17 protein-coding genes and 1 pseudogene are annotated in these 24,934 nt (G+C 63.4%); 6 read left to right on the forward strand and 12 right to left on the reverse strand.

Annotated elements, in window-relative coordinates:
• Nucleotides 1-966 precede the first annotated feature (966 nt).
• Nucleotides 967-1,152: pseudogene (locus ACTWPW_RS04350) on the forward strand (IS5/IS1182 family transposase); the annotation flags it as partial.
• 167 nt (nucleotides 1,153-1,319) lie between these two features.
• On the opposite strand, the gene ACTWPW_RS04355 reads toward ACTWPW_RS04350, so the two are convergent.
• The 7 genes from ACTWPW_RS04355 to ACTWPW_RS04385 all read right to left on the reverse strand — a co-directional run bounded on the left by ACTWPW_RS04355 (nucleotide 1,320) and on the right by ACTWPW_RS04385 (nucleotide 9,863).
• Complete coding sequence (locus ACTWPW_RS04355; protein ID WP_443168002.1) at nucleotides 1,320-2,033, reverse strand: hypothetical protein; 714 nt, start codon at nucleotides 2,031-2,033, stop codon at nucleotides 1,320-1,322.
• Nucleotides 2,034-3,088: 1,055 nt separating this feature from the next.
• Complete coding sequence (locus tag ACTWPW_RS04360; RefSeq protein ID WP_443168003.1) at nucleotides 3,089-3,412, reverse strand: hypothetical protein; 324 nt, start codon at nucleotides 3,410-3,412, stop codon at nucleotides 3,089-3,091.
• Between the two features lie 829 nt (nucleotides 3,413-4,241).
• Entirely contained in the window at nucleotides 4,242-5,021 is a 780-nt protein-coding gene (locus ACTWPW_RS04365; RefSeq protein ID WP_443168004.1) for a hypothetical protein, read from the reverse strand.
• A gap of 167 nt (nucleotides 5,022-5,188) precedes the next feature.
• A complete protein-coding gene (locus tag ACTWPW_RS04370) occupies nucleotides 5,189-6,736 on the reverse strand; it encodes a CBS domain-containing protein (protein ID WP_443168005.1) in 1,548 nt (515 codons plus the stop codon).
• 305 nt (nucleotides 6,737-7,041) lie between these two features.
• Nucleotides 7,042-8,235, reverse strand: coding sequence for a hypothetical protein (locus ACTWPW_RS04375; protein ID WP_443168006.1), 1,194 nt, complete (start codon nucleotides 8,233-8,235; stop codon nucleotides 7,042-7,044).
• A 12-nt stretch (nucleotides 8,236-8,247) separates the two neighbouring features.
• Nucleotides 8,248-9,633, reverse strand: coding sequence for an N-6 DNA methylase (locus tag ACTWPW_RS04380; protein ID WP_443168007.1), 1,386 nt, complete (start codon nucleotides 9,631-9,633; stop codon nucleotides 8,248-8,250).
• A gap of 44 nt (nucleotides 9,634-9,677) precedes the next feature.
• Nucleotides 9,678-9,863 carry a hypothetical protein gene (locus ACTWPW_RS04385; protein WP_443168008.1) on the reverse strand — a complete coding sequence of 62 codons (186 nt, stop codon included), beginning with the start codon at nucleotides 9,861-9,863 and terminating at the stop codon, nucleotides 9,678-9,680.
• A gap of 611 nt (nucleotides 9,864-10,474) precedes the next feature.
• Between ACTWPW_RS04385 and ACTWPW_RS04390 the strand changes: the two genes are divergently transcribed.
• A complete protein-coding gene (locus ACTWPW_RS04390; protein WP_443168009.1) occupies nucleotides 10,475-13,804 on the forward strand; it encodes a type ISP restriction/modification enzyme in 3,330 nt (1,109 codons plus the stop codon).
• An 89-nt stretch (nucleotides 13,805-13,893) separates the two neighbouring features.
• Here the strand turns inward: ACTWPW_RS04390 and ACTWPW_RS04395 are convergent, their stop codons facing one another.
• Together ACTWPW_RS04395 and ACTWPW_RS04400 are read right to left on the reverse strand one after the other, a co-directional pair.
• Nucleotides 13,894-14,724, reverse strand: coding sequence for a hypothetical protein (locus ACTWPW_RS04395; RefSeq protein WP_443168010.1), 831 nt, complete (start codon nucleotides 14,722-14,724; stop codon nucleotides 13,894-13,896).
• A gap of 208 nt (nucleotides 14,725-14,932) precedes the next feature.
• Entirely contained in the window at nucleotides 14,933-15,271 is a 339-nt protein-coding gene (locus tag ACTWPW_RS04400; RefSeq protein ID WP_443168011.1) for a hypothetical protein, read from the reverse strand.
• Nucleotides 15,272-15,720: 449 nt separating this feature from the next.
• Here ACTWPW_RS04400 and ACTWPW_RS04405 point away from each other — a divergent pair, with 449 nt between their 5' ends.
• Nucleotides 15,721-17,169 (forward strand): hypothetical protein, encoded by a 1,449-nt coding sequence (locus ACTWPW_RS04405; protein ID WP_443168012.1) that lies wholly within the window; start codon nucleotides 15,721-15,723, stop codon nucleotides 17,167-17,169.
• A 200-nt stretch (nucleotides 17,170-17,369) separates the two neighbouring features.
• Nucleotides 17,370-18,056, forward strand: coding sequence for a hypothetical protein (locus tag ACTWPW_RS04410; protein ID WP_443168013.1), 687 nt, complete (start codon nucleotides 17,370-17,372; stop codon nucleotides 18,054-18,056).
• 58 nt (nucleotides 18,057-18,114) lie between these two features.
• Here ACTWPW_RS04410 and ACTWPW_RS04415 read toward each other — a convergent pair whose 3' ends face one another.
• A complete protein-coding gene (locus tag ACTWPW_RS04415) occupies nucleotides 18,115-18,648 on the reverse strand; it encodes a hypothetical protein (protein ID WP_443168014.1) in 534 nt (177 codons plus the stop codon).
• A 661-nt stretch (nucleotides 18,649-19,309) separates the two neighbouring features.
• On the opposite strand from ACTWPW_RS04415, the gene ACTWPW_RS04420 reads away from it, so the two are divergent.
• On the forward strand, nucleotides 19,310-21,091 hold the full coding sequence (locus ACTWPW_RS04420) for an NACHT domain-containing protein (protein ID WP_443168015.1): 1,782 nt from the start codon (nucleotides 19,310-19,312) through the stop codon (nucleotides 21,089-21,091).
• 210 nt (nucleotides 21,092-21,301) lie between these two features.
• Nucleotides 21,302-22,420: an IS630 family transposase gene (locus ACTWPW_RS04425; protein WP_443168016.1), complete on the forward strand. Its 1,119-nt coding sequence runs from the start codon at nucleotides 21,302-21,304 to the stop codon at nucleotides 22,418-22,420.
• 284 nt (nucleotides 22,421-22,704) lie between these two features.
• Here the strand turns inward: ACTWPW_RS04425 and ACTWPW_RS04430 are convergent, their stop codons facing one another.
• Nucleotides 22,705-23,637 carry an inositol monophosphatase family protein gene (locus ACTWPW_RS04430; protein WP_443168017.1) on the reverse strand — a complete coding sequence of 311 codons (933 nt, stop codon included), beginning with the start codon at nucleotides 23,635-23,637 and terminating at the stop codon, nucleotides 22,705-22,707.
• 19 nt (nucleotides 23,638-23,656) lie between these two features.
• Complete coding sequence (locus tag ACTWPW_RS04435; RefSeq protein WP_443168018.1) at nucleotides 23,657-24,793, reverse strand: hypothetical protein; 1,137 nt, start codon at nucleotides 24,791-24,793, stop codon at nucleotides 23,657-23,659.
• Nucleotides 24,794-24,934 lie beyond the last annotated feature (141 nt).

Genomic DNA, 24,934 nt, shown 5'->3' on the forward strand with positions numbered 1-24,934 from the left:
GACCGGGCGAGCACGCCCGTGGTCGTCACCCCGGCGCACCGATGGCCATGCCGGACAGGGCGTATCGACGCCCACCTGGATGGCGTTGGTCAAGGCCGAATCCGATGGCCGACGCCGGGGCCAGGGGCGGCGGCGGTCTCCGTACGGCGACGCCGCCGGCTCAGCGCTCTTCGCTTCGAGTCGCCACAGAGCAAGGACGGCTCTCATCACAGGAACGCACCCATGCGTGCGAGCAAGATGAGAAGCCGTTTCGGGGCGCCGGCCTGGAATGACCGTGCAGTCGCTGCCGGTCCGATGGGGCGCTTCGATCGGCAGATGAGCGCCGTCGGTCGTGCTGAACGTTATGGTCCGCGGTTCGCGTAGTGCGGCGGATGATGTGGTTCGGCGGTGTTGCGGTGTCGTGCGGTGAAGTCATGTCGGTGTGGCCCTATCACCTGGACCATCTGATCCCTGTCACCTCTATAAATACCTGCGATCAGGCCCGGATTCGGACCGCGGGCGAAGCAAAGGTTCGACCACGAGTACCGGGCAGAGCATCCGTATCCGGCGCACACTCCCCGCCCTCGACCGGCGGTAGGTGGCCTCAACCCGGCGAGGAAACGACCACGGTGGCCTGCAGGATGCGAGCGACCATGCCGGAGGAGTTAGCGCACCTGCGGATTAAAAGACGGCAGCCACAATGCCGCTCACTATCGTTCTATGTTTGAATGTACCACTGTAGCCACCAATGTCATCCCTGGAAATGTCCAAGAATGACTAACAGTGGTGCGCCGTATCGCGTGCCGACGAGCAATCATCGAGCAACCGCAGGGCGGATAACATTCCTTTGACTATTCTCATTTTGCGATTCCTTCACGCGATCTCCGCCCGAGCGGCTGGAGTCCAGGCACGATGCTTGCCAGCCGTACCCGCATGGTCCCGGTCGTTCAGGACGGCCGCGGTGCGTGGGTCTCTCAGCAGTGACCGGCACGTGGACAGCGGGACGTCGACCGCTTATATGCCCGTATCCGCGCCATAGGCGAGCGCGCCGTCGCGACCTTGAAGGCATGGAAGGTGCTCGCCAAGCTGCGCTGCTGCCCGCATCGCGCGACCGCGCTCGTCCAGGCCCTCCTTGTCCTCCAGTTCGTCGAAGACGGCCGTTACTCAGGATGAAAAGCGCTCCATGGATTGCGCACCGCGGTGTCGCATTCGCATTGGGAAACGGCGGCACGAGAGCTTGAAGGAAATGCAAGGGCTTCGAACGACAATGAGGCAGGTAGCGGGTGCAATGGGGAGCCTCCGTTTTGGTATTCGTGGCTGTAGTCGCGAGCCCCCTTGCACTATTGCCCGTCTTGAAGTTGGCTCCAACCAAGCTCCCTAGCTACGAGCCTACGCACCTTCTCTGGAGAGGCATAGAAATCCACAAGTACTAGTATTACGGCTCGCGTACCGTCGATGCGGTCAACGGGACTAGCTGGATCACCAGAGCGGAACCCTGTGTCAATTATCCCGCGCAGTCCTCGATTGATTTGCTTGGCCAGAGCATCAGCATGACGCTTGGCGTATTTGCCAATGAGCGCTGGAGCGTCTACATCGAGATCTTCTCGCAACTTCACAGCAGCCTTTATCGCTTGCGGAGAGGCTCGTATCCGAATTTTCGTCTCATAGACGCTCCACTCTTGCCGTAGAGCAGATTTCTCAAGGAGAAGGGATTTGAAGCGCTTATTTGCTGAATTGGATCGCTTGTAAGATTCGAGGTCGGCGAATGCATCTTCGAGAACTTCCATTTTGCCGAGAGCTGCTTCTAGCTCACTCTGAGCCTTATAGCACTCGTCGGCATGCGCCTTCATCTTGTCCAAAAAGGGGGCTAGCTGTTCGGCGAGTTCGCTAAATTCTGGATAGCCCAACTCGAAAGCTTTAACCACCGCTTCTGCTCGCGCTTTTCTTCTATCGCTTGCGCGAGCTGCCATTAGTGTGATCGCCGTTGTAATGAGGGCCGTGACGCCGCCCGAAGTTACTATGGTTATCCATAAAGACGAATTAGCCATTGCCATGGTTCATGCCTAACCGTCCTGTGCGACCCCCAAACCTGATACACCAAAGATGGTTGAGTGACGGATACATCCCACACCCGGGTGCCAGCGTGGTCCGCTGCGATCGGGACCGGCCGCTGGGCTCTCCACTCGTCTGGCTGGGTCGCGAAAGCCTCCACCCGCCGAGGCCGATCGGACTTGGCAGCTCCCAGTCGATATTGAGAACGAAGTCTGGCCATGGGGTTTCGGGCGGCCCAGCCAGGTACGCGGCGAGCTGCCCTGCTAGAGCCTCGGCGTTGAACTCGTGATTGGACCTGAGCAGCGCGGCGACCCCGAGCCGAAATGGCGCATCGCCATGCAACGCTCGGCCCGCCTGTCGATCGCCACGATCTCTGTCCAGATACCTGTTGGCCCGAGCGGCGGCGTTCGCCGCCCGGCGTACGCTGTCACTTGCCGGGGACTAGGCGATTGCGTCGGCGGTTTCCCCGGTCGGTCAGATCGGCATGTTCCCCGGCTCGTAGTCGTGCATCGGCGATGAGGTCGGTCAGCGCCGCCACTAGCTCCAGATGTTCGGGGGCCATAGCGACGACGCTAGCCCTACTCGGCACGCCGCAAACAGCGAAGCCCTACACCACCGGGTCGTCGTCTATGGCGCCGTCCGCTCTCAGGTGCCCTGCGGCGCTCATCGCAGGCCTCACCAACAGCGTGGTTGATCGTGATACCTCTGAGTTGGGAACCCGTTGTCACGCAATCTGGTTGCGTACGGTGGCGTCCTGATGTCATCTAGTGATATGCGTCGGTGGGCGAAGCTGAACGAGCGCCAGATGGCGACCCTGCGCCGCATCGCGGAGGGCGAATCGGTCACCGCCAAGAACAGTGATCTAGCTCGTACCGTGTATGCACTCCGGGACAGGAGACTGGTTTCGACCCCACGGAGAGACGGGGTCTGGATCGCCGAGGTAACCGAGGCAGGACGCTTCTACCTCGAGCATGCTTACTACCAGGGCGATGCGGCTCTGACATCTCCCACCGTGACTTCCAAGAGCGGAAGACGACCTGCCGACCCGAGGCCGCCATCACCTCACGTTTTGGCGGCTGAACTGATCAAGCGCTTGCAGGACGAAGGGGGGACGCTGCATGTCCGTGACCCGGATGAGGCCACCAGGGCGCTTCATCGACGGGCCTTGGACGCGGCCAAGCGCCAGGGATTGATCCCTGAAGGCTTCCGCCTCCTGCATACCGGTCGCGACCGCGGGGATCTCATCCTTCGGCTGGAGGATGCTACACATCCCGACGAGGCGGAGTGGAACCGCATCCGATTGAGCGCCCGCGACCTGATCACCGATCCTCACGAGCTTGCGGGACTGGCTTTGGGAAGATCGTCGTTCGATCGACGTCACCGACGCGACGATCGGCCGCGCGTTGGAAGTGGTACGCGCCTTAGCAGAGGACCTGTTGAAGCGGGGCCATTGCATCGGCATATCCAGGCGGGGCAAACCACGCGGCCTCCACGCGCACGCGCGTGGGCACCAGTACGCGCTGAACATTAAGGAGGAACTCGACCGCGTTCCTCACGTGTACACCGAAGAGGAACTCCGGAGCCGAAAGCTCTACACCTGGCAACGGGTCACGCCCGAGTACGACGAGGTCCCTTCGGGTCGGCTCAGGCTCGAGCTGGGGGAGGGGAGCGGTCTGCAGTGCTGGGCGGATGACAAGCGTTCACGTCTGGAGGACAAGATACGCGCGGCCGTCAAGGAGATTGAGCGGCGTGCTGAGGCTGACCGGCAGGTGCGCCTGGAGCGAGAGAAGGCTGAGCGGGAGCGCGCTGAGAAGTGGCGACGCCAGGAGGAGGAACAGCGGCGGCGGGAGGCGGAGCGGCAAGCAGCGCGCGATAAGGAACGTGCGCAGGCCGCCGAACAAGCAAGGGAGGAGCATCGGCGGCGAGTCTTCGGCCAGGCGCTTGAGGGATGGGCCTGCGTCGCGGCGATCCGCGAATTCTGTCTGGGGCTGGAAGCACTTGCGGCGACTCTGCCTGCACAGGAGGCAACCATTACGCGGTGGGTGACGTGGGCGCGAGCACAAGCAGATCCCATGGATCCCCTGCGCACGCCGAGCGTGCTGACCGAGGCGCACTTCGACATTGAACCGACGCCGGAGGCCCTGCACCGGCACCTACGGGAGGAAAGTCGAGGCGAACGCGAGAATCACGACCGGAAGAACCCGCCAGCGTCAGGTACGACGATCTCCATCCATCAGCATGGCGATGGGGACGCCCAGGTCGCTTTCAATGGTGGCGGCGGTAGCCGTAGCCCCACGCTTGCGCAGTGCCTCGACCGCCCGGTCCAGGAGCTTGCCAAGCCGTACAACCTCGTTGCGCAAGGCGATCAGCTCATCGAACCGCTCAACGGCTTCCTGCCCGCACCACTGCCGCACCAAGGCGTGCACAGGTTCGCGCTCGCGCAGTCGTACTTTGCGTTCCTCGCGGGCGTCCTTCCAGGATGGGCGGTAAGGGTAGCCGTAGAGGTTCTCCGAACGCAGTTCTGCTTCTTCCCGGTGGATCGCTTCTATGATCCCTTCGGAGAAGGTCGTAGCGATCGTCGGCATCAGCCGCCGTGCTGCTCGCCAAGGGCTGATCAGCGCCCCATGGCGATCATGGAAGGCGAGAGGGTCGTCGGCTAGTTCTTCGACGGTGAGTCCCAGACGATCAGCTACCCCCGCAGGCTTGTCGATCCGCAGGACCCCCGTCTCGGTCTTGCTTCGTCCGAGGATCACCCGTCGGCCAAGCCCGCAGGCCTTCACGACGAGCAACGCGGCTTCGTACTCCACCGTGTCGCCGGCGGCAGACGATGCTTCTCTGACGGCCAAAAGGCGCCGCTCGTCGTTGAGTCGCGGTTCGATGTCGGTCCAGCGGTCGAGCAGAGAGGTGTAGGAGACCCATTCCTGTAGTCCGGCGTCGTCGCCGTCCAGCCGGCGGATCCTGATTGAGTCGTCGCTATCGCGAATCTTCACGATCGTGACGCGTGCACGGGATCGGCCAGCGCCCTCGGCCGCTCGCGATAGGCCCACTCTTCCCCAATCTCCATGACTGACATTAACCCGGTATGTGTGTCCGTGTGGATACTTCACGTGACATTCGCCGGATAGGCGCTGAGCTGCAATCCTCCGCGCCTGCCTGTTCATGGTCTGGGATCAACCGTGCGTAGCAGGCTGAGTAGTCCTTCGATGGTCCCGTACTGATCATGAGAGAGCGGATCTGGGGTGAAGTGCATCAGGTCGTTGCGGATCTCTCGGACTTCGTCCAGGTGCGCGAGGAAGAGTTGGTGATCGAGCTGCCACTGCAGAAGAGACCAACGTTGTGGGTCCTTGAGAAGGAAGATGTAGTCACCGAAGGTGAGGTCGGCGGCTCGGTGCACCTTTGATTTGCGGTGTGGTTGTACGGCGTCTCTGAGGTCGTCCACGGTGAAGACCTCGTCGGTGACGCGCCGGAGCCTGTTCTCGGCTTCTTCGATGAGGACGAAGGGACGGGCGAGGCTCCCGAACTGGCCGGTGAGGTCGGCGGCGGTGAGGATACCTGTAACGTGCAGGCGATCGGCGTCGCGCACGAAGATGAAGCCGTCGGCGTAGATGGCCTCGATCTGATCGAGCAGAAGCGCGTCATGGTCCACGACCCGGGCCGACGCAATAGCGGCTTGGAGGGAAGGCTGGTTCGCGGCGATGTGAGCGCGGCCGATGGACTCCCAGCTGATCGCTCCGTGGTAGGTGCCGTCGGGGTCGATCACAGCGATCTGGGAGAACCGGCGTTGCACCATCAGAGTTTTGGCGTAGGTCAGGGTGGCCGTGCTGGGTACGGAGACTAGCGGCGTGGGCAGGCTGCCCAGGCGCAGGCTCATATGCTCGGGTTCTGAGACGTCCTCGGTGTTGGTGGTGTCGTCGACGGTGGTGGTGCCGGAGCCGGGTTCGGTGCCGAGGGGGATGAGGGCGATCTCGTCGCTGACCGAGCCTTCGGTGAAGGGCGGGCGGGTGGTCAGCCCTTTGTTGGCCAGATCGGCTTTGATGGTGGCGATGACGGGGCCGGTACGTCGCCGTTGCCCCCAGTGCTCCAGCAGACTGCGGATGGTCATCTGGCGTGGACTGGCGGGGTCGCGAGAGGCCGCGTCTTCGAGGAGTTCGTCTGCGCTGGTGACTTCTTCCTCGCCTGCCAAGCCGGGATCGACGCCGGTGTCGGCGATGTCGGCGATCCGGCTGGCGGCGTTGTTGCGCGTCAGTCCACAGACGGTGAGCAACGAGCTCAGGCTTGCGCGCAGGTCGGGTCGGATGGCTGTTAAGGGCACGTCCCAGCGGAGCCAGTCGACCGTGCGCACTTGTTGGAAGTCTTCCGGCTCGTGCGCTCGGTACTCATAGGGGCCGGTGACTTTGCCGATGGCGATGTGGCCGGCGGGCGATTTCAGGGGCATGACCACCAGGTCTCCGGCACGGATCTCGGTGGTGAATCGCCAGAGCTGCCCAGTCCAGTTGGAGATAACGTTCGCAGCCGCCGTGGGGAATGCCAGACGTAGAGCCTCGGCCAGCTGTTCTCGATTCGGGTAGCCGCTGAGGTCGCCGGCCTCATGCCAACCCACGATGACCAGCCCCTCGTGCAGCGCCCGCGCTTCGCGTTGCCCTTCCCTGCCACCGCGAATCATCCACGCTCGTGGCTCGGCAACCGGCCGGACGTCTTCGTACATACATCGTCCTTTCTCGACCTGAACATGTGGAACCTGCCAGACGTATGACGATGAAACAAGGGGAAAGGCAGATTGTCCTGAATTGTTAGCTTCAGTTCGCTCAACGGACGAGCAGACGCTTGGGGGTTGATGCGGGAACGTAGGTCGAGCCCAGCAGTATCCGCAGTAACACCCTAAAAGCCGATTTGCCATCAAAGTTGGCCTCATATCGGAGCTCTCATCGCCACGCTTATCGCAGCCGCTTCCCGGCACCTACCATGAGCGATTCTGAATCGCTCAGTTGGCCTCTTCTTCGGGGTCGGAAGCTACGAGTCGCTTGGTGGCCAGTCGCTTGGGGGAGTCATCTCACGCCATGCCGCTTTGGCGAGGGCGTCCAAGGTGTGATTCTCTGCGGTCGCCAGCTTCGCCCGCGCATGAAGCGGTCCGGCAACGCGCCCGAACGCCTCGCGCATCGCTTGGTCAGGCCATCGGACAGTTTGCTGCTCAAAAATCCTCCTGCTGAGCTCACGCGCCTGCCTCCCTTGGGCTGTCAGCACAAGCTCAGCAGCTCTGGCCCGCAGATCGTGCAGGAGCCACATGCGATCAGACTCGTAGAACGGACTGACGGCGAGCATGCCGCGGCTGGGAATCACCGGGACAAGGGTTTCGACGATTTGTACCCCGCTGGGGGTCGAGGCGACCAGCAGGGACCCCGGTTGAACGATGTGCTCCGATGAGGTAGTGATCACACGGGCGACCTGGTCCAGGTGGGGGAAGGCGCTCTGCAGGACCTCGGCCGATGTGACCCAGCCCACCCCTGGTGACTGGCCATCTTGTGTCGGGCGCGCCAAGCCGCTGCTCACTTTCGCTACGTCGGCAAGGGGCGTACGGTCCAGGGGGAGATCCGTAGCGGGTATTTCGGCGAAGTAGGCGTCGGCCAGCTTCACCGCGCACTCCGCGATCCGCTCGTTGACGGCCTTCTTCTCGTCGATGACATTCAGCAGACTCTGAATGCGGGCGCGATCAACCGCTGGCGGCATGGGTACGGGGAGATCTCTGAGCGCTGTCACGCTGAGTGAAGCCCTAGCTGTACCCGCGGAATGTTCGAGGCACCAGGCCCGTGCGGCAGGACTTCTCAACCAGAAGGACACCCAAGAGCCGATGCTGTCGCGGCGCCCCTCTTCGGTGCAGGTGACGACGCCAACGGAGCGAGCTGCGTTCCAGTCGTGTTCTTCCGGTGTGACGACGGCGGCATCGCCGACCCGGCCGACCAGGACGATCACGACGTCCCCGGCGTGGAGCCATGACCGGGTGCACGCCGCGTGTTCCTCCCGGCTGATGAAGGCAGATTGGTGAACGTGGATGCGCCCGTCGCTGATGTGCCCTGCCTGCAGCAGCGGAACTCCGCCCTGCAGGTTCGATCCGGCACGGTCGACGCCGTAGGTGATCGAGGCGACACCCGGCAGAGCGCCGAGTCGATACCAGGCGCATCCCCGCTCATCCACAACTCTTCTGTCCATGTCGGCGTCCGCTTAGCCCTTCTCCAGGAGTTCGCGTAGCCGCCGTTCGAGCTGGGCGGCCTGGTCGAAATGCCCGTACAACTCATGCGTCAACGCTTCGATCTCCGTGGACCGGGACGTGGGCGCGGTGGGTTTGACGTAGCGAGTGGGCAGTAGATCGTGGTTCCGGGCGGCTATCTCCTCCAGCGTGACGGAATGACACCAGCCTTCCTGGTCCTCATACGCCTCGGCACCGATCCCACGCCAGGCCGACACCGTACGAAGGATCCGGTCCGCTCCGGCCCGGGACAGCACGTGCTGCCTGCCGGCGACGCGTTCGGCGGTACGACTGGCATCGATGAACAAGACGTGTCCCTGGCGAGGATGACGTCCCCAACGCGGGTTCGCGCTCTTGTCCTTGCTCAGCAGCCAGATGCACGCGGCTGTCTTGGTGTGTCGGAAGATCTTGCTGGGCAGTGCCACGATCGCGGCCACCACGTCGTCCTCCAGCAACCGCTGACGGATGAGCCGTTCACCGACACGTGAGCCGGTCGCCGCGCCGGCGGCGAGCAACACGCCTGCTCGTCCCGTGGCGTTGAGTGTTTCGAGGATGCGCTGCAGCCAGGCAAAGTTGGCGTTCCCCTTGGGGGGAGGGCCATAAGCCCACGCATGGTTGCGGAGCTTGTCGTTGTAGTCCCAGTTGGGCATGTTGAACGGCGGATTGGCGAGTACTACGTCGAACGAGGAGGGCGTGAGGCCGTTGTGCAAGGAGTCCACGGGGCCAAGGCCGATGTCCGCATGGAGGCCGTGTAGGACCAAACGCATCATGGCAATGTGGCGGGCTTCGTTATTAACGTCCAGGCCATGCAACGCAGGGGGGCGTCCTGCGCGGGACCCTGCCGCTGCATGCTGTGCCGCTGCGACGAGGAATCCCCCGGATCCGCACACCGGATCGAGGATCCGATCCGTTTCCAGTGGCGCGAGCATGCTTGCCATGAGTCCCGTGATCGCGCGGGCTGTATAGTACTCGCCGCGTACCCCATGCCGGGTGGAGAACCGCTCCAAACAGTCCTCGAACAGGTCATGAGACTCGTCCACCGAATCCAGCGCCAACACGAGCGCCCCCAACCGCCGGTCTACCGCGGGGGACGGGCTGAGCGCGATGAGGTCTTCCGTCGAGCGGGAACGTCCCTGCAGGTGCGCTTCAGGTAGCCGTACCTCCGAGAGCAGTTGAGCCAGCGGCCGTTCCGCACCTTGGCCGCCTGCACGGGCGACCAGACTCTCCCACGTCGGCCAGGACCGAGCCGAGTCTGCCTCCTGCAGCTTCCTCAAGCCGTGCAGGAAGAACACACGTAGCGCCACATGGTACGCGATCAACGGGGAGGCGAGCCCGGCCAGCCCGTCGACCGCGTCCCACACCTTGGCCAGCCTATGGCCCTCGGCCACAGCGGCACGCGTGCCGCTCACACGACCCCCAGCGCGTTCGCCACGACCAGCCCCAGCGTCATCGTGGCGGCGAACGCTACGGCTCCGCCCTGGATCGCCGCAGGAACCCTGTCGCCACCGATGCTCCGCAAGATACCGGCGGCCAGCGCCACGATGATCGAGAACAGTCCGATCACGATCACAACCCAGAACTTGTCGTCCACCCGAACCCGTCTCCTTCGAACGATGCCGAGGGCTATGAAGCTAGAGACGTAGCCGTGGAGCGTGCAACAGCACGCCGTTTGGGATTTCTAGTCCGGCTGGCGAAAGCCATGTGTAGCAGGCATTACTTGCCGCAGGTGCATGGGCGGCTACGGGCGCCGATGACCTCGGGTCGTCACCGCCCGAGTGGTTGTACAAGTCAGTTCTGCGCGAAGTTCGAACGAGTTCGGTGTCCGTTGGCGCCCTCCGAAATTCATGATCATGAGCGCAGCTGAGGGGTTCTTGCAGGGCTTCAAGCGACAGCGACTTAGGGCGATGCGCTTACGGTCTCGCTACCTGACGCTCGAACATGAGGATCATCTAGGCGACGTCGCGGCGAGCAAGGCACGAACACCGGCCTCGACGTGATACAGGGGTGGCGACGTGTCGATGACGATGGGCCCTTGGCTGGCCTATGCGGTCACGGTCACGGCTCCTGACGGGGCCGGCGCCGCCGAGAGTGCTTCGGGCGGGAGACACACGCGCTCAACAGCACGGTTTCCGTTTTGTATCTTGATGGATTCTGGTGCGGCGGTCACAGTGAGTGGGTGCTGGTCATCGACCGGAGGTGCCTGTGGCCCGAGTCCCCAAGCTCGACACCGGAGCCACCGCGTACGCGATCGTAGCCAGGTTCGGCCGGACGGTGACGGAGAAGCGGGGGCTGGGCGGCGCGGAGGAGGACCAGTTCCGCGGGCCGTTGGAGACTCTGCTGCGCGACCTTGGCACGTTGATCGGTGTCGAAGCGATTCCCTACGGCGAGGTGCAATTGAAGCACTTGCGGGCACGGCCGGACTACGCGGTGAACATCGGACAGGTCCGCGTCGGTTACATCGAGCTGAAGAGACCAGGCAAGGGGGTACCAGGCGCCCCCGAGTGGAACCCCGACAAGCGGGAACGGGAGCAGTGGGAAAAGCTCTCCGCGCTCCCCAACGTGGTGTACTCGGACGGGGTCACCTGGGCGCACTACTCGTTCGGCGAGCGGATCTCACCGATTGTCAGATTGGCGAATACCGTCGCGGAGCTGCGGCGTCCGGCGGCGCCGGCCGTCGCCGAGCTGGCAGGCATCGTCCAGCGGTTCATGCTCTGGGAGCCGGAATCTCCTCGCACGCTGGGCTCTCTCGTGAAGATCATCGGTGGGTTGTGTGGTCTGCTGAAGGACGAGGTGTATGCCGCGATCACTGACCCGTTGAAGAAACGCTCCCAGATGAGACTGGCGCTGCTGGCCGATGACTGGCGGAAGCTGCTGTTCCCTGGACTGGACCATGAGCGCTTCGCCGACGCCTTCGCCCAGACCGTCACGTTCGCGCTGCTGCTTGCCCGTTCGGATGGCATCGACCTGGTCGGTGAGCCCTACCAGGAGATCGCTCGGAAGCTGGGCAAGCGGCACCTGCTGATGGGGCAGGCGTTCGCGGTGCTCACAAGCGGGGCCGATGACGAGCTGAACACTATCGAGACCCTCCGCCGTGTGATCAGCGTCGCCGACTTGCAGACGCTCGACGTCAGCCCGGTGGATGCCTACGCCTACCTCTACGAACGTTTCCTCGCCAGCTATGACCCCGCGCTCCGCAAGGACACTGGCTCCTATTACACTCCGGTTGACGTCGCCCGTCATCTTGTCAGGTTCGTCGACGAGGTGCTTCGTGAGCATCTTGGTAAGGAATGGGGGTTCGCCGACGACGACGTGGTGGTGGTCGACCCGGCGATGGGAACCGGCACCTTCCTGGTCGAGGTCATCGGCCGTGTCGCGGACCGGGTCGCCGACAAGCTCGGGCATGGGTCCCGAGAGGACTACGTCCATGACCTGGTCACGGACCGGCTGATCGGGTTCGAGATCCAGGTTGCCCCGTATGCGGTGGCTGAGCTGCGGATCCATGGTTCTTTCCAGAGCCGGTTCGCGGTGGAGACGCCGCCTGAGGCTCTACGGTTTCTCAGCGACGCGTTGGCTGACCCGAACCATGTACAGCCGACGCTGGGCGCGCCGTACCGAGTGATGGAGGAGGCACGGGACAAGGCGAACGGCATCAAACGCAGGATCCCCGTGATGGTGGTGATCGGGAATCCACCGCATGTGGAGAACGCCAAAGGTCGAGCCGAATGGATCGAACGCCCTCGCAGAGGAACGCCCCGGCTCGGAACCACGGTTGATCGCCCCTCGCTCGATGAGTTCCGCGCTGACGGCCTCGGCCGCTATGAATCGGACCTGCATGGAATGCCGTGGTACTTCCTGCGCTGGGCGACCTGGAAGGTGTTCGAGGCCGAACACCGCATGCCAGAAGGTGTAGTGGCGTTTATCGTCCCGTCCAGTGTGATCAGAGGCGCTGCTTTCCAGGGCCTGCGCCAGTATCTGCGACGTACGTGTGACCTGGGCTGGGTCATCGAGCTCACTCCCGAAGGGAACCGCCCGCCGATGGCGACCCGGCTTCTCGGACAGGATGTCGGGCGGCAGCTCAGCATCCTGGTCTTCGCCAGGACGGCGGACTCGGACGCGGAGAAGCCGGCGGTGGTCCGCCATCTGGAGTTACACGGAACGCGTGAGGAAAAGACAGCCGCGCTGGCGCAGTTGACGACGACAGGACCGTGCTGGCATTCCTGCGGTAGCGGGTGGCAGGACTCCTTCCTCCCGGCCCCCGACGCGCAATGGGCGGCGTTCCCCTCGCTCGGTGATCTGATGCCGTGGCGGTCGAGGGGCGTCACGCCCGGGCGAGCGTGGGTGTACGCACCCACTGTCGAGGTCTTGCGCACCCGATGGCGGACACTCCTCGCCGCATCGAGGGAGGACCAGCGTGAACTCTTCCGAGAGGGGCGGGATCGTACCCTGCACAGCCGAGTTGACCCACTGCCTGGGTTCCCGCCAGTCCAGCGCTCGCTGGCAGAGGAGTCAGAGCCGTGTCCCCAGCCGATCCAAGTTGCTTACCGTTCGTTCGACCGGCAGTGGCTCATCCCCGACAACCGGCTGCTCGTCATGGCCCGTCCGCCGCTCTGGCAAGTCCGATCCGAGCACCAGATCTACGTTTCGGAGCAGGACGTGCACGAGATTACCGACGGTCCCGCGCTGGTGTTTTCCGGACTAATCCCCGATCTGCACCATTTCAACGGCAGGAGTGGCGGCGTGCGTCCGCTCTGGCGCGATTGCCAGGGCAACGTCCCCAATATGACTCGGGACCTGCTCGAACACCTCCGCATCCGCCTGGGCATTCCTGTCTGTGCAGACGACGTGCTGGCGTATATCGCGGCGATCACCGCGCACCCTGGGTACACCCGCCGATTCCGAGAGCATCTTCGGCAACCGGGCGTGCGTGTCCCGCTCAGCGTGGATTCAATGCTTTGGAATCGCGCGGTGACGATCGGACATGAGATCCTCTGGCTCCACACCTACGGCAGTCGCTGCGTCGATCCCGCCGCCGGGCGGGGACGTTCAGAACGCGCCCTCATCGAACGGTTCGGCGTCAAGTGCCTGACCCCCGTCAGGGCACTTCCTGACCGGCTGGGCGAGCATCTCGACTACGACGCCGCAGCACAGACACTCACCGTGGGCAGCGGAACATTCGCCCCCGTACGCCAAGAGGTCGTCGACTACACGGTCTCCGGCCGGCGCATCGTGTGGCGGTGGTTGAACGACCGGACCATACAACCCCGAAACAAGCGCCGGACGTCGAGCCTCGACGACATTACACAGACCTCCTGGAACCGAGAGCTAACACTCGAATTCCTGGCGCTTCTCTCTGTACTGACCGGATGCATCCTGATGCACCCCGAGCAGGACCAATTGCTGACCGACGTGTGCACGGGGCCGCAAATCGGTCAGGCCGATCTGGCCGCCGCTGGCGTGCTCTCAGTCCTGGAAACGGCGACGAGGCCGCCGAAGCCGAGGCAGGCCGGAGCGCATCCTCTTCCCGGTAGCTGATCTTAATCCCCGCGTTGGGAGTTCGGGTCCCATGCTGCGTACCGGCTCTGTTCAGAGCATGATTCCCGTCTGCGAGGGTGCGCCTGATCTTATGCTAAGGCCGCGACATAGTTGGCTGGAGGGAACGTTACGAATATGGCGCCACGGAGATTGACCCGGCCGGCTTGTCTGGAGTTCGGGCCGTGCGAGTCAGCGGGGTTTGTTGCCGGGAACGGCCTGTCCCAGCTCGGAGGGATGAGGACGTACCGAAGCCCTGCTGCCTGAGGCGACTCCCCATAAACGCCGAATGCTCGCTCAGAAGAGCGTCGGTCGCGGTCGTTGAAGGTCTTAATGCGCCTGTTCGTTGTTGGGTCGCGCATCGTCAGGCAGCCGACAGCGACGAATCCCCAGCCGTGTACGTCGTCGAAGACGACGGCAGCGGTACCGTCGTGGGTCTCGTAGCGATACCTGATGTGGCCAGGACTTGCGGGGTTGGTGCCGATATGTCCGCCGGGGTCGCGGAGGTGGCCGCGTTTGAACGTACTGTCGGTGAAGTAGTTGTAGTACAGGATGCAATTCGTGCCAGGAGTTACGGCCACCGGTGTGCCGTTGTGGCCCTTGGTGCCTGCCGGGGCGCTGAAGCGCTTGCCGATCGTCATGCGCTGCCACATACGGTTGGCGGTACGCTTCGAGCAGGTATCGGCGGCACCGTCCACCCGTGGTCCGTGGGCACTCTTGTGGAGCCATCCGCAGAGGTTGACTTCAGGGCCGGTGATGCGGCCGTAGTAGTGAGAGGCGCGGCCACCGACTTGAGTCAGTCGTCCGCCCGGCATGACCCGGCTGATGTAGTGGCCGAACGCCTTGTTGGCTACCCGGGCGCCTGGACCGGGCTCGTCCTGGCCTTGGTTCGGCCCGCTGGGGATGGTGCCGTCATCGGTCACATAGGTAGTATCGGCCGTGGCTATTGAAGCCAATCCGGTTACGAGCGCTACCATCGCGACTGCGGCAGTAATACCGAGTCGGACGATTCTTGTGTTCATTCTCATCTCTCCAATTGAAGGTTGATCGCGCGAGTAGATCACGATTTGTGCCCCGCAGTCCGTCCCTTGGCGCCATACTGGTGTCGCCAAGGGACGGAATCGTCGGGTTCTACCGGTCGCACCTAATGAGCTTCACGGCGTGGATATCCAGCCAGCCGATGTCGTCCGCTGCCTTCTTGATATCGACTGCGCGGTAGCGAACGTGTTCCACCTTGTTGTAATAGGTGAGGCGGCTGAAGCCGCGGACGCGGTCGCCCTTGTGCTTGACCCGCAGCCGGGTGGAGGCGTTGGCGGGCTTCTCGTACACGGTCACGGTACGGGTTACCCGGTAGGTGCAGTTGGCCAGCCCATCGGCCACTGACGGTTCCGCGTTCGCAGTCGATGACCCGATCGCAAAGAAAGTTGTGTGGACCACGAATGCGATCAGCGCGACTTTGATGAGGCGCATGTCAGCTCTCCTTTGATTTGTGGAATGGCGTGTCCATAGCTGGGCCGCGAAGGCGTCTTGTGTAAGGCTCGCCAGTTCGTCCAACCACCTTTCTTAGTTCGCAGCCCTGTCGCCTGGGACCAGGTTGCATCTCCTCACAATTGACCGAAAGGCTCTGCCGCGACTTCGTATATCCAAACTCCATAGCCGCAGGTCAGGGCATTGTCCGCAGCTTGTTGAACCTGCCGGCCGGATAATCGGTCCGACCAGGGCCCATAGCTCTACCCACTCATATTCATCCGGTTTCGCTCTTGCGGCATCGGGCTCGATCCGGGACGTTGGGCGTCAATGGATAGTCGTGCGACACGTGCGATAGAGGGGCCGACACAAGGCCGTGCGGAGCAGACGTCAATGCGAGTAGGCTGTGGCAGTTCGTCAGGTTGCGGCGTTAGACACGGTAGGAGGAGCGTGTGAACGTCACTGGAGACAGCGCAGGTAAGCCGGGACCAGGTCGGCCGGAGGATCCGATTGACGAGCACCTGCCCATTTACCGACGGGAGTTCGCTCAAGGTCTTCGCGACCTTCGTAATGAATGTGGCACGCCGTCCTACACGACGCTCGGCCGACTCGCTGGACGAAGTGCGAGTTCTCTTTCGGCGGCGGCCAGCGGGCGCCAAATTCCGACCGAGGATATGACAAGGGCATATGTGAAGGCTTGCCTTCGACACGACGGTCGGGCAGAGGAGCAGATCCGAACCACCGTGGCGGCATGGGAGGCGAGGAGGCGAAAAGCTCAGGAACTCGACGATACCGGCCAATCCAGCGGCTCAGTCGGCCGCACTGGCGACGTTGATGAGGCGACACGAAGTGAGGCGATGGCGGATGGTGTCAGGACAGCCGAGAGTCCGGGTGAGTCGCAGGGTGTCGTGCTTGCGGACCTGGTCGAAGAGCCTGCCAACGGCTCTGTCGAACCCGGCAGTTCGAAGACGGATCCGACTGAGCCGTACGACATGCTCGTCGTGACGAACCCTCCTACGGCATCAGGGGTCACTCAACCACTTCAAACGCCAGCTAACGATGAACGACCACCAGATACTGATGGCGCCCGCCAACGCGAACCGGTACTGACTCGCCGCAATGCTCTTATCGGTATCGCCAGCATGGCAGTTGGCATGGGCAGCGGAGCAATCCTGTCTCGAATATTGCCGATCGGACAGGCGAGCGCCGCACCCGAACCGCCGATTCGAGTCACCTCATCTTATCTGTGGTATCCCGAGGACGACTACCTCTATGCGATACCCGGACCACTGTCGCCCGATCACGAAAAGCGCATGATGCAGACAGGTAGCCCAGATGAGTGGATTTGGCTCATTAACGAAGCTGGCGCGGTTCGTTTCGGGGACGCAGGCGCGCCGGACGGCCCGCAGTTCTCGCGCATCGAAATGTCCCTCCAGAACATCTCGGGTAAGTCTGTGCTCGTGAATTCGATCAAGGCGTCGGTGCTTCGCAGGACAGCACCACTTGCCGGAGCCTTAGCAGCCGCCGGGGCAGAGGGAGAGGCAGAGGTGGTGAAGATCGGGTTCGACCTGGATAACACAACTGACACCACCGCTCGGATCATTGACAGGAACTACGAGCTCGGGGAGCGCTATACCGACGTGAAGAAGATCTGGCTCGCACCCACGGAGATCGTACCCCTACAGGTCGTAGCCCTGACTCGAAAATACTACACCGAGTGGACCATCGAATTCGGTACAGAAGTCGAGGGAATGCGGCTGCCGGTCGTGGCTCCCCACGAAGACGACGGACACTTCCGAACGACGGCATTCTCCGGCCAGTATGCAACTGTGTATGAACACGACGTAACCTCATGGAGGGTCGCGCGTATCCCCGGTCCGGAATGGAAGTGGGGACGATGAACCGGCGGCACGAACGCAGCCGGTGGCCGTGGATCATCGGAGCTGCAGGCCTGTCCGTTGGTCTCGTCCTCGGCGTGCTTCTTTTCCGGCCTGAGACAGACCCCCGTCCGGTCACCCTGTCAGACAATCTCCCCACCATGCCAGTAACAAGCACCTCGTCATCCGCCACACCAGACGACCAAGCATCTCTCCCAGTCACGTTGACCGCCAAATATGATGCGGCGGCGCTCAACCAGGCATGGCTCGCGTCGCCGTCCGACGTCGGTGCAGAAATTCCCCAACCGCCGGAAGACACTAACTGTGACCACCTGATCGACTGGATCCGGACTGCTAACCTTGTCGACCGCGGCTCTTCACAAGTCACCGTGACACTGCGCGCCAAGAGGGACACGACCATCACCGTGCAGGCAATACGATTCTCCGTGGTCTCGCAGCGGCAGCCGCGTGACGACGTTCCGATACTGGCCTGCGTGCCATTTGACCCATATAAGAAGGAGTCCTTCGACGGCACATTTCTGCCGCATCCTGACCGAGGTAGTGCACCGAACACTTTCGGCGACTTCGTTCTCGACGTGAAAACCAGCTTTGAAGTGGGAACAGCGTTCGATCTTGAGGTCGGCCAGATTGAGGAAGCGTACCTTACCGGCTTCGCCTTGAGCTGCGATTGTGAGTGGAAGGTCGAAGTGGGTCTCGAAGTAGATGGACGCACACAAACGGTGACGGTGGGCGACCGAGAACGACCGTTTCGGACAATCGCCCTTCCGAAGAGGAAGCTAACGGCTCCAGGCGACAAGGTGTGGTGTCTGGTCCGGGGCCGCACACAACTTATCGCGCCAGACCCTAGACGATGCGCCGCACCAACGAAGCAGGAGCAGCCGATTTACTAGGTGTCGACAGTTCGCGTCACGACATAGCCTGGCGGTAGTGCATCGGCGATGATGGGCATCAGTCGACTAGGTAGTGGGCTTCGATGTAGGCGACCGTGGAATCATACGGCTCCCCAACCGGCTTCAACATGTACTTGCGGAAGACCGCGGCGGTGGCGCGACGAACGTTTCGGTTGCGGGCGTCGGCGTTGTCCCACGTTTGGGCGAGGGTGCGGGTGACCACTTGGTCGATCTCCTCGGCCAGGTTTCTTTCCGTGATGGTGAGGCCGGGAGGTGCGTGGTCGTGGATGATCCGCGACAGGACGCCCACGTGGTCGTCGTCCAGTACGACCGCTTCGTCGGGGTGCTTTCCGGCGTTCACGATGGCGCGAGCGATTCGGAGCGCCTCGGATAGGAACTCTAGGGCGTCCTGTGAGTTCTGGATGATTCGGTCCCGCAGCAGCTTGATCCGCTCTGCGAGGGCGGTGTACTTCGCGGACCCCGGTTCGACGTCCTTTTCGAGGGCGGCCTTGATGTGGTCCAAGATCTCCGCTGCGGATGGCGGCCTCTTATCTTCGCCGTCCTTGCCGGGCTTGGGCCGGACGAGGGCCATCAGTTCCTTGAGGATGGCGATGCCCTGCGCGTCCAGGACAACGGCCGAATGCGTGTCATCGCAGGTGGCCGGATTGCGGCATTCCCTCTACGCGCTGACGTACACGCCCCGGTCTGCAACGGGCAGACCCCGCCCGGGGGCGAATGAGGAACCCAGGCGGGGCCATAGTAGAGATGTTAATCGGAGGCCATGGGCCCTGGCCGGGATGAATGTGGCCTGAGCCAGGCGACCAGAGCTCCAGCTCCAGCGGGTAGGTCGCTGGAGAATCTACGCCCCGGCCAAGATGCGGACCGGCCGACATAGGAACAGAACTAAATCAGCCGGGACTGTCTGTGCCGCGAGACTGACGGCGATGGATGACGGCCCTCCACGGTTTGGAAGAGCCTTCATCTCGCCGGGCCCGATCCCGTCTTCAACCTTACCGCTGCCACCGTAGTCGGCCCCTCTGATACGAAGAAGGCTCTAGTAGTGTCGGCTGGCGTGGTGCGCTCAGAGTCGGATTTTCGCGGGTGGTACTGGTGGGCATTGGTCGCCACGTCCGTCCTGGTGCCATTCGTGGCCATCGCAGTGGTCGTGTTCCGTCTCTCAAGGCCGCGAGTACGCTGACCAATGGGCCAGCATTTTTAGCTTTGTCGTCACCGCCCTCGTCGCCTCGGCAGCGATGATCGGCTGGTTACGACAGCGGGCCAAGAGCAGGGGCGATCTCGGTACGTTGGACGTGGCCGAGCCTGGGGCGGACGCTGCTGTGGCGTGTGCTGAACGGCTTGCCGCTAACGTGGAGCAGGTATGGAAGTCGGAGGAACTGCGGCAGCGCCTCTTGGACCCGGAGCCTCTGCCCGTCACCTGGCGTACGGTCGGTCCGCCGGTCAGCGACCACTGGCGAGTCATCGGCGGCAAGGACGTGCCCATCGACCTTGACGGCAGCCTGGACGACATCTATCACATGGTTCACAGCAAACTACCCCGGACGCGCTTGGTCGCCCTAGGTGAACCCGGCGCGGGCAAAACTTCGCTGGTGATGCGCTTCGCCCTGGCCGGTTTGGCCGCCCGCGAGCAGGCCGACCCCGTCCCCGTCATCCTGCGGCTCTCGACGTGGACTCCCTCCAACCAGTCCGTCATTGGCTGGATCTACGCTCGCCTGGTGGAGGACTACGACTACAACTCCGCCGAACCGCTGCCTCTGGATCGGCTCCTGCTCATCTTGGACGGCCTCGACGAGATGCCCGCCCCTGAACGAGAGCAGGCTCTCATCCAGATCAACGCCGCCTTCAGCGCAAGGCATCCCCTTGTCCTGACCAGCCGGACCGCGGAGTACCTGGCTACCATCGAGTCTCATCGGGCAGACGTTCTCACGGCAGCAGCCGCCATCGAGCTCAAGCCGCTCGACGCCGCCACAATCCGTGACTACCTGACCATCACCACGAAACCCGCCCGGCTGCCCGAATGGTCCAACGTGTTCGCCGAACTGACCGCTAACCCGGACGGCGAACTCGCCCGCGGGTTATCGACTCCGCTGGCCCTCTCCCTAGCCCGCGTGGCCTACGCCGAACGGGCGGCGGACCCCGACCACTTGCTCACCTTCACGACCAGACGCGATCTTGAGGCCCATCTTCTCGCTGAACTTGTGCCGGCCCTCTACTCCGGCTCCGTCGGCCACCGCGGGCGCGGCCCATCCGGCTACCCAAGTCGCTCCGGCCGCTCCAGCGTACGTGAGCAGCCCAGCCTCGCCTGGCGCGCGGACGCCGCGCATCGCTGGTTGTCCTTCCTGGCGCGACACTTCGGTCGGCGGGGCATCTCCTGGCCGGGACTGATCGACGTCGTGCCACCCTGTGTCTACGGCGTGCTCCTCGGCGTCCTGGCAGGGCTGTGCGCCGGCACGGCCTTCGGCGTTGCAGCAGGATCCGCCAGAGGTGCCCTCCTCGGAACGGCCATGGCAATGGCGACCTTCGCTTACGTTGTCGCTAGAGAACCTCGAGACCCGCTCCCCACGAGTGGAGCGCTATCGTGGATCGCGATATTGGCCCTCTTCGCCGTCGTCCTCGGCCTTCTCACGATGGGTGCTGATCTGAGAGCTGATCAGGCGGTGGTCATCGCGCTAGGGGCCGCGCTCTGGCTCCAGGTGACGCTCTCCCGCGGCCGGATCGCCGTGCAGGTAGGGCTGCTTGACATGGCAGTCGTGCACACGGCCGTCACCCGGCCGTCCGTCTCTCCGTACACGCTCACCCTGGCCGCCCTCGTAACCATTCTTGCTGTATCCGTCCTGTCCGCCTCTCGCCTCCGCTTCTTCTTGGCCCGCGCCATGCTCGCCACGTCCGGTCGACTGCCCTGGCGGGTAGACACGTTTCTCAAGGACGGTCACCGGCGCGGTGCACTCAGACAAGTTGGCGACCTCTACTACTTCCGTCACGATCTCCTGAGACAACAGCTGGCCCACAAGAAATAGCCACAACAGTGCATGAGCCGCTTTGACCGGGTCTTGTCGTACCTCCTCGGCCCGAGCGGCGGTGGAGGCAGCGTCTGGGCGGTATGCCTAGTGCGGTGACCACTTAGGTTCACCGGGTCGGGGACACGCCGTACGGCTTGCGTAGGTTTCGCCCGGTTGTCCTCCACTGTCGTATCGGCATGCACGATGGCGGTGGGAGGGAGGACTTGTATGGCTGAGCCTGTGCGGGCGCGGCGGTTGTCCGATCATGAAGGGCAGACCCTGCAACGGCTGGTCCGGCGTGGCAGGCACGAGTCGGTCCGGGTCCGGCGAGCGTTGATCATCATGGCCTCGGCCAGCGGGACTCCGGTCCCGGCGATCGCGCAGCTGGTCGCGGCCGATGAGGACACCGTGCGGGATGTCATCCACGCCTTCAACGAGCGGGGGCTGTCCGCGCTGGACCCTAACTGGGCGGGAGGCCGTCCCCGCCGCATTACCTCGGGCGATGAGGACTTCATCGTCGCGACGGCCAAGACGCGCCCGGAGAAGCTGGGCCGTCCCTTCACCAGGTGGAGCGTCCGCAAACTGGCCGACTACCTGGCCGACAACCCCATCCGGAACGTGCAGGTCGGCCGGGAGCGGCTGCGGCAGTACTTACGCGAGCACAAGATCTCCTTCCAGCGCACCCGGACCTGGAAGGAGTCCGCCGACCCCGACCGCGATGCCAAGCTGGAGCGCATTGAGGAGGTCACCTCCCAATTCCCGCACCGGTGCTTCGCCTTCGACCAGTTCGGACCGCTGTCGATCCGGCCTCAGCCCGGCTCCGGCTGGGCGGAGCAGGGTTGGCCGGAGCGGCAGCCCGCCACCTACACGCGCACCCATGGGGTGCGCTACTTCCACGGCTGCTACAGCCTGGGCGATGACCAGTTGTGGGGAGTCAACCGTGAGCGCAAGAGCGGCGCCAACACCCTGGCCGCGCTCAAGAGCATCCGCCACGCCCGCCCGGACGGCGCACCGATCTACGTCATTCTGGACAACCTGTCGGCCAACAAGACCCCCGCCATCCGCGCCTGGGCCGCCGCGCACAAGGTCGAGCTGTGCTTCACCCCGACCAGCGCCTCCTGGGCCAACCCGATCGAAGCGCAGTTCGGACCGCTGCGCACCTTCGTGATGAGCAACTCCGACCATCCCAACCACACGGTGCAGACCCGCAAACTCCAGGCCTACCTCCGCTGGCGCAACGCCAACGCCCGCCACCCCGACGTCTTGGCCTCCCAACGCCGCGAACGCGCACGCATCCGCAGCGAAAAACAGCGCCGCTGGGGACGACCAGCTACCCGAGCAGCATGATCACACCAATCCGGTGAACGTTCGTGGTCACCCCACTAGATGCAGGCCGTGACGTGCTCACGGGATGTCCGTGCGCTGGGATGGCGCGTGGTTGGCGAGTCGCTATCCGTCCCCGACGTACCTGCCATGGACGTCATGTTGCGCGTCTTGATCGCGCGCTCCGGTGTTTGGCCTCAACAGTTTCCCGCTGATGCCAGCCGTACGTCTTGATGGTCTTCGTGGCAACGCAACTGCTCTGTCGGGCTCGTGCAGGCCGGCTGACAGCGGGGGAGCACTTCGCCAGGCTAGGTGGCGTCTATGGAGCTAACGATTTCTTGAGCGAGGGCCAGGCTGGAAGCGGCCACAAATTTCTGTCGTCTGTCCATGGCCTTGTTGATATCGGTCATGCTGCCGAATTGGTAGTCCAAGGGGATGGGGTCGCCGTCGAGATCGAGGACTACGCCGCCCGCGGCGTTGAGGATGTAGTGCCCTGGCGCCAGATCCCAGACGGCGAAGCCTTTGGCGAACTCGATTGTCGCGTCGGTGAAGCCGGCCGCGACGTGGCACAGGCTCACAGACCCGAAGTCGACTCCGATGCGGCCACGAACGGTGCCGTCAGCGGAGGGCTGATTCAGTGCGTCGATCAGGCGGGTCTGCCGGCCGAGCGGTTGCAGTCGTTCAGCGGGTTTCATGAGGTAGTTCGTGACGAGTGCCTCGCGTAGCTCGGCGAAGCGGTGGAGCTTCAGCTCGTGTGCCTTGCCGTCCTGGGTGTAGACGAACGCCTGGTCCTTACCGTCCTCGTCGCGGGCGGCGAGGTAGATCTGGAGGTGGTGGAAGATGTCGCCCACGACCGCGGCGATGGGGCGGGCGAGGCTGCGGGAGTACACCATGACGTGCGTGTAACCGTAGAGGGCGCGGACGGCCAGCTCGCTGGTGTCGAGCGGATCGACCAGGACGCATAGGTCCGGCTCGGGGTCGGCTCCGATGACGTGCGGGTCGGCCTCTTCGGAGGCGTAGACGTACGAGGGAATGATCGGAGTCAGAAGCTCCTGGTAGCGCTCATGCATCCACAGGTCATGGGCGGACAGGAAGTTGTCGGAGTGGCGCAGGTTGGCGGCCTCTGATCGTTCGCCTGAGAGCGCGGCCTGGATCAGGCGTGGCCGAATCTCCCCGATCACCTGAGCGACCAACTCGGCGAGGCTTTGGGCGAGGCTGGGGAGGGTGGGAGAGGTTGTCACGTCGGGACCTCCGTACTGTTCAGCGCAGCTCCAGTGGTGGCTCTATTCCTGGAGGGCTCATCGTCGCAGCGACGAACACCGCCTTGAAGTTTGCCGCTCGCATGATGCCCGCGCCGGTCAGATCGTCGAAATCGCTGACGTCGAGCTTCCCCTTGGTCATCGCTCCGAACACCGCGAAGTAGATCTGCGCGCCGGGATAGTGGTTACGGATTTCTCGCGAGATGAATCCGACCACATCGGCATGCTTTACCTCAAAATCGCACAAAACGATCTCCGGGGCATCTGGCAGCTCCGGGAACATCGACGCCTTGTCAAGGCTGAGAAACTCGCGGCTTTTGTTGCATTTGAGGTATCCGATGGGGCAGCGTCCAAATTGGGCTGATGCGAGGAAGGTGGCCATGACGAGGCCGGCCTCGTTGATCCCGAAACAGGCGTCTACATCAGTACGGCGCCCAAGGTTCTTGATCTGGTGGATGAGGCGCTCGATGCCGTAGCCGAAGGACGTCCAACTGAGGTTGAGGAGTTGGCCAGGGGCGGGGTTGGGCAAGGAGTAGACGAGTCTGTCCGGGTTGCCATATTCGACGGTTGGAGCAGCGATGATGAAATCGTGGCCCGTGGTGTCGGATTCGGCCGATGTCGGTCTTGCGGCCGGTGCGGTTCCTTGCCCCTCTGCTGCCGGCGCCGTCGTGTCCGGCGGGCTTGTGGAGTTGATGGTGGCGTACCTCTTCAGCGCGAGTTGGTCTTCCACAGCCAAGCGCTCGTACGCTTCGGCGACCAGATCGCCGGGGGAGATATCCTCCTCGGCGACACCTGTGGGGCCACCTCCGTAGGCGGCGGCGAGGATCAGCAGGCTGGTGAAGCTGGGAGGCGATCCGGCCCTGCTGCGTTCACGGGCCCAGGTCTCCCACGCATTGATGGACGTACCGCCCAGGCTGGTCTGGTGGCCGGTCATCTGGTTGTACCGGACGGCGGCTTGATCCTGGGAAAGGCCACACGCATACCGGTGCGCCTGCAGGCTGCAAATGACCGGATAGCGGCGCATCAGTTCCGTAGCTGCCTTTTTGACCGATCCGGTCTCTAGCCACAATTCATTGCCGATTCGCGCCAATCGGCGCCCTCGTGCCTGCGGACTCGAGTCCTGACTCTGCTTCGACATCTCACTTCCCCCTCCCGGAAGCGCCATCAGATTACCCATTGGCATGGGTAATGGCATGTGGCTTCCGAGAATGGGCAGGTGAGGGCCGCCCAGAGACCGGGGTGATTGCGGACTTACTCCGAGGTGTAAGAGATCCACACC

This window comes from Nonomuraea sp. KM90, assembly GCF_052246675.1.
GTDB lineage: Bacteria > Actinomycetota > Actinomycetes > Streptosporangiales > Streptosporangiaceae > Nonomuraea.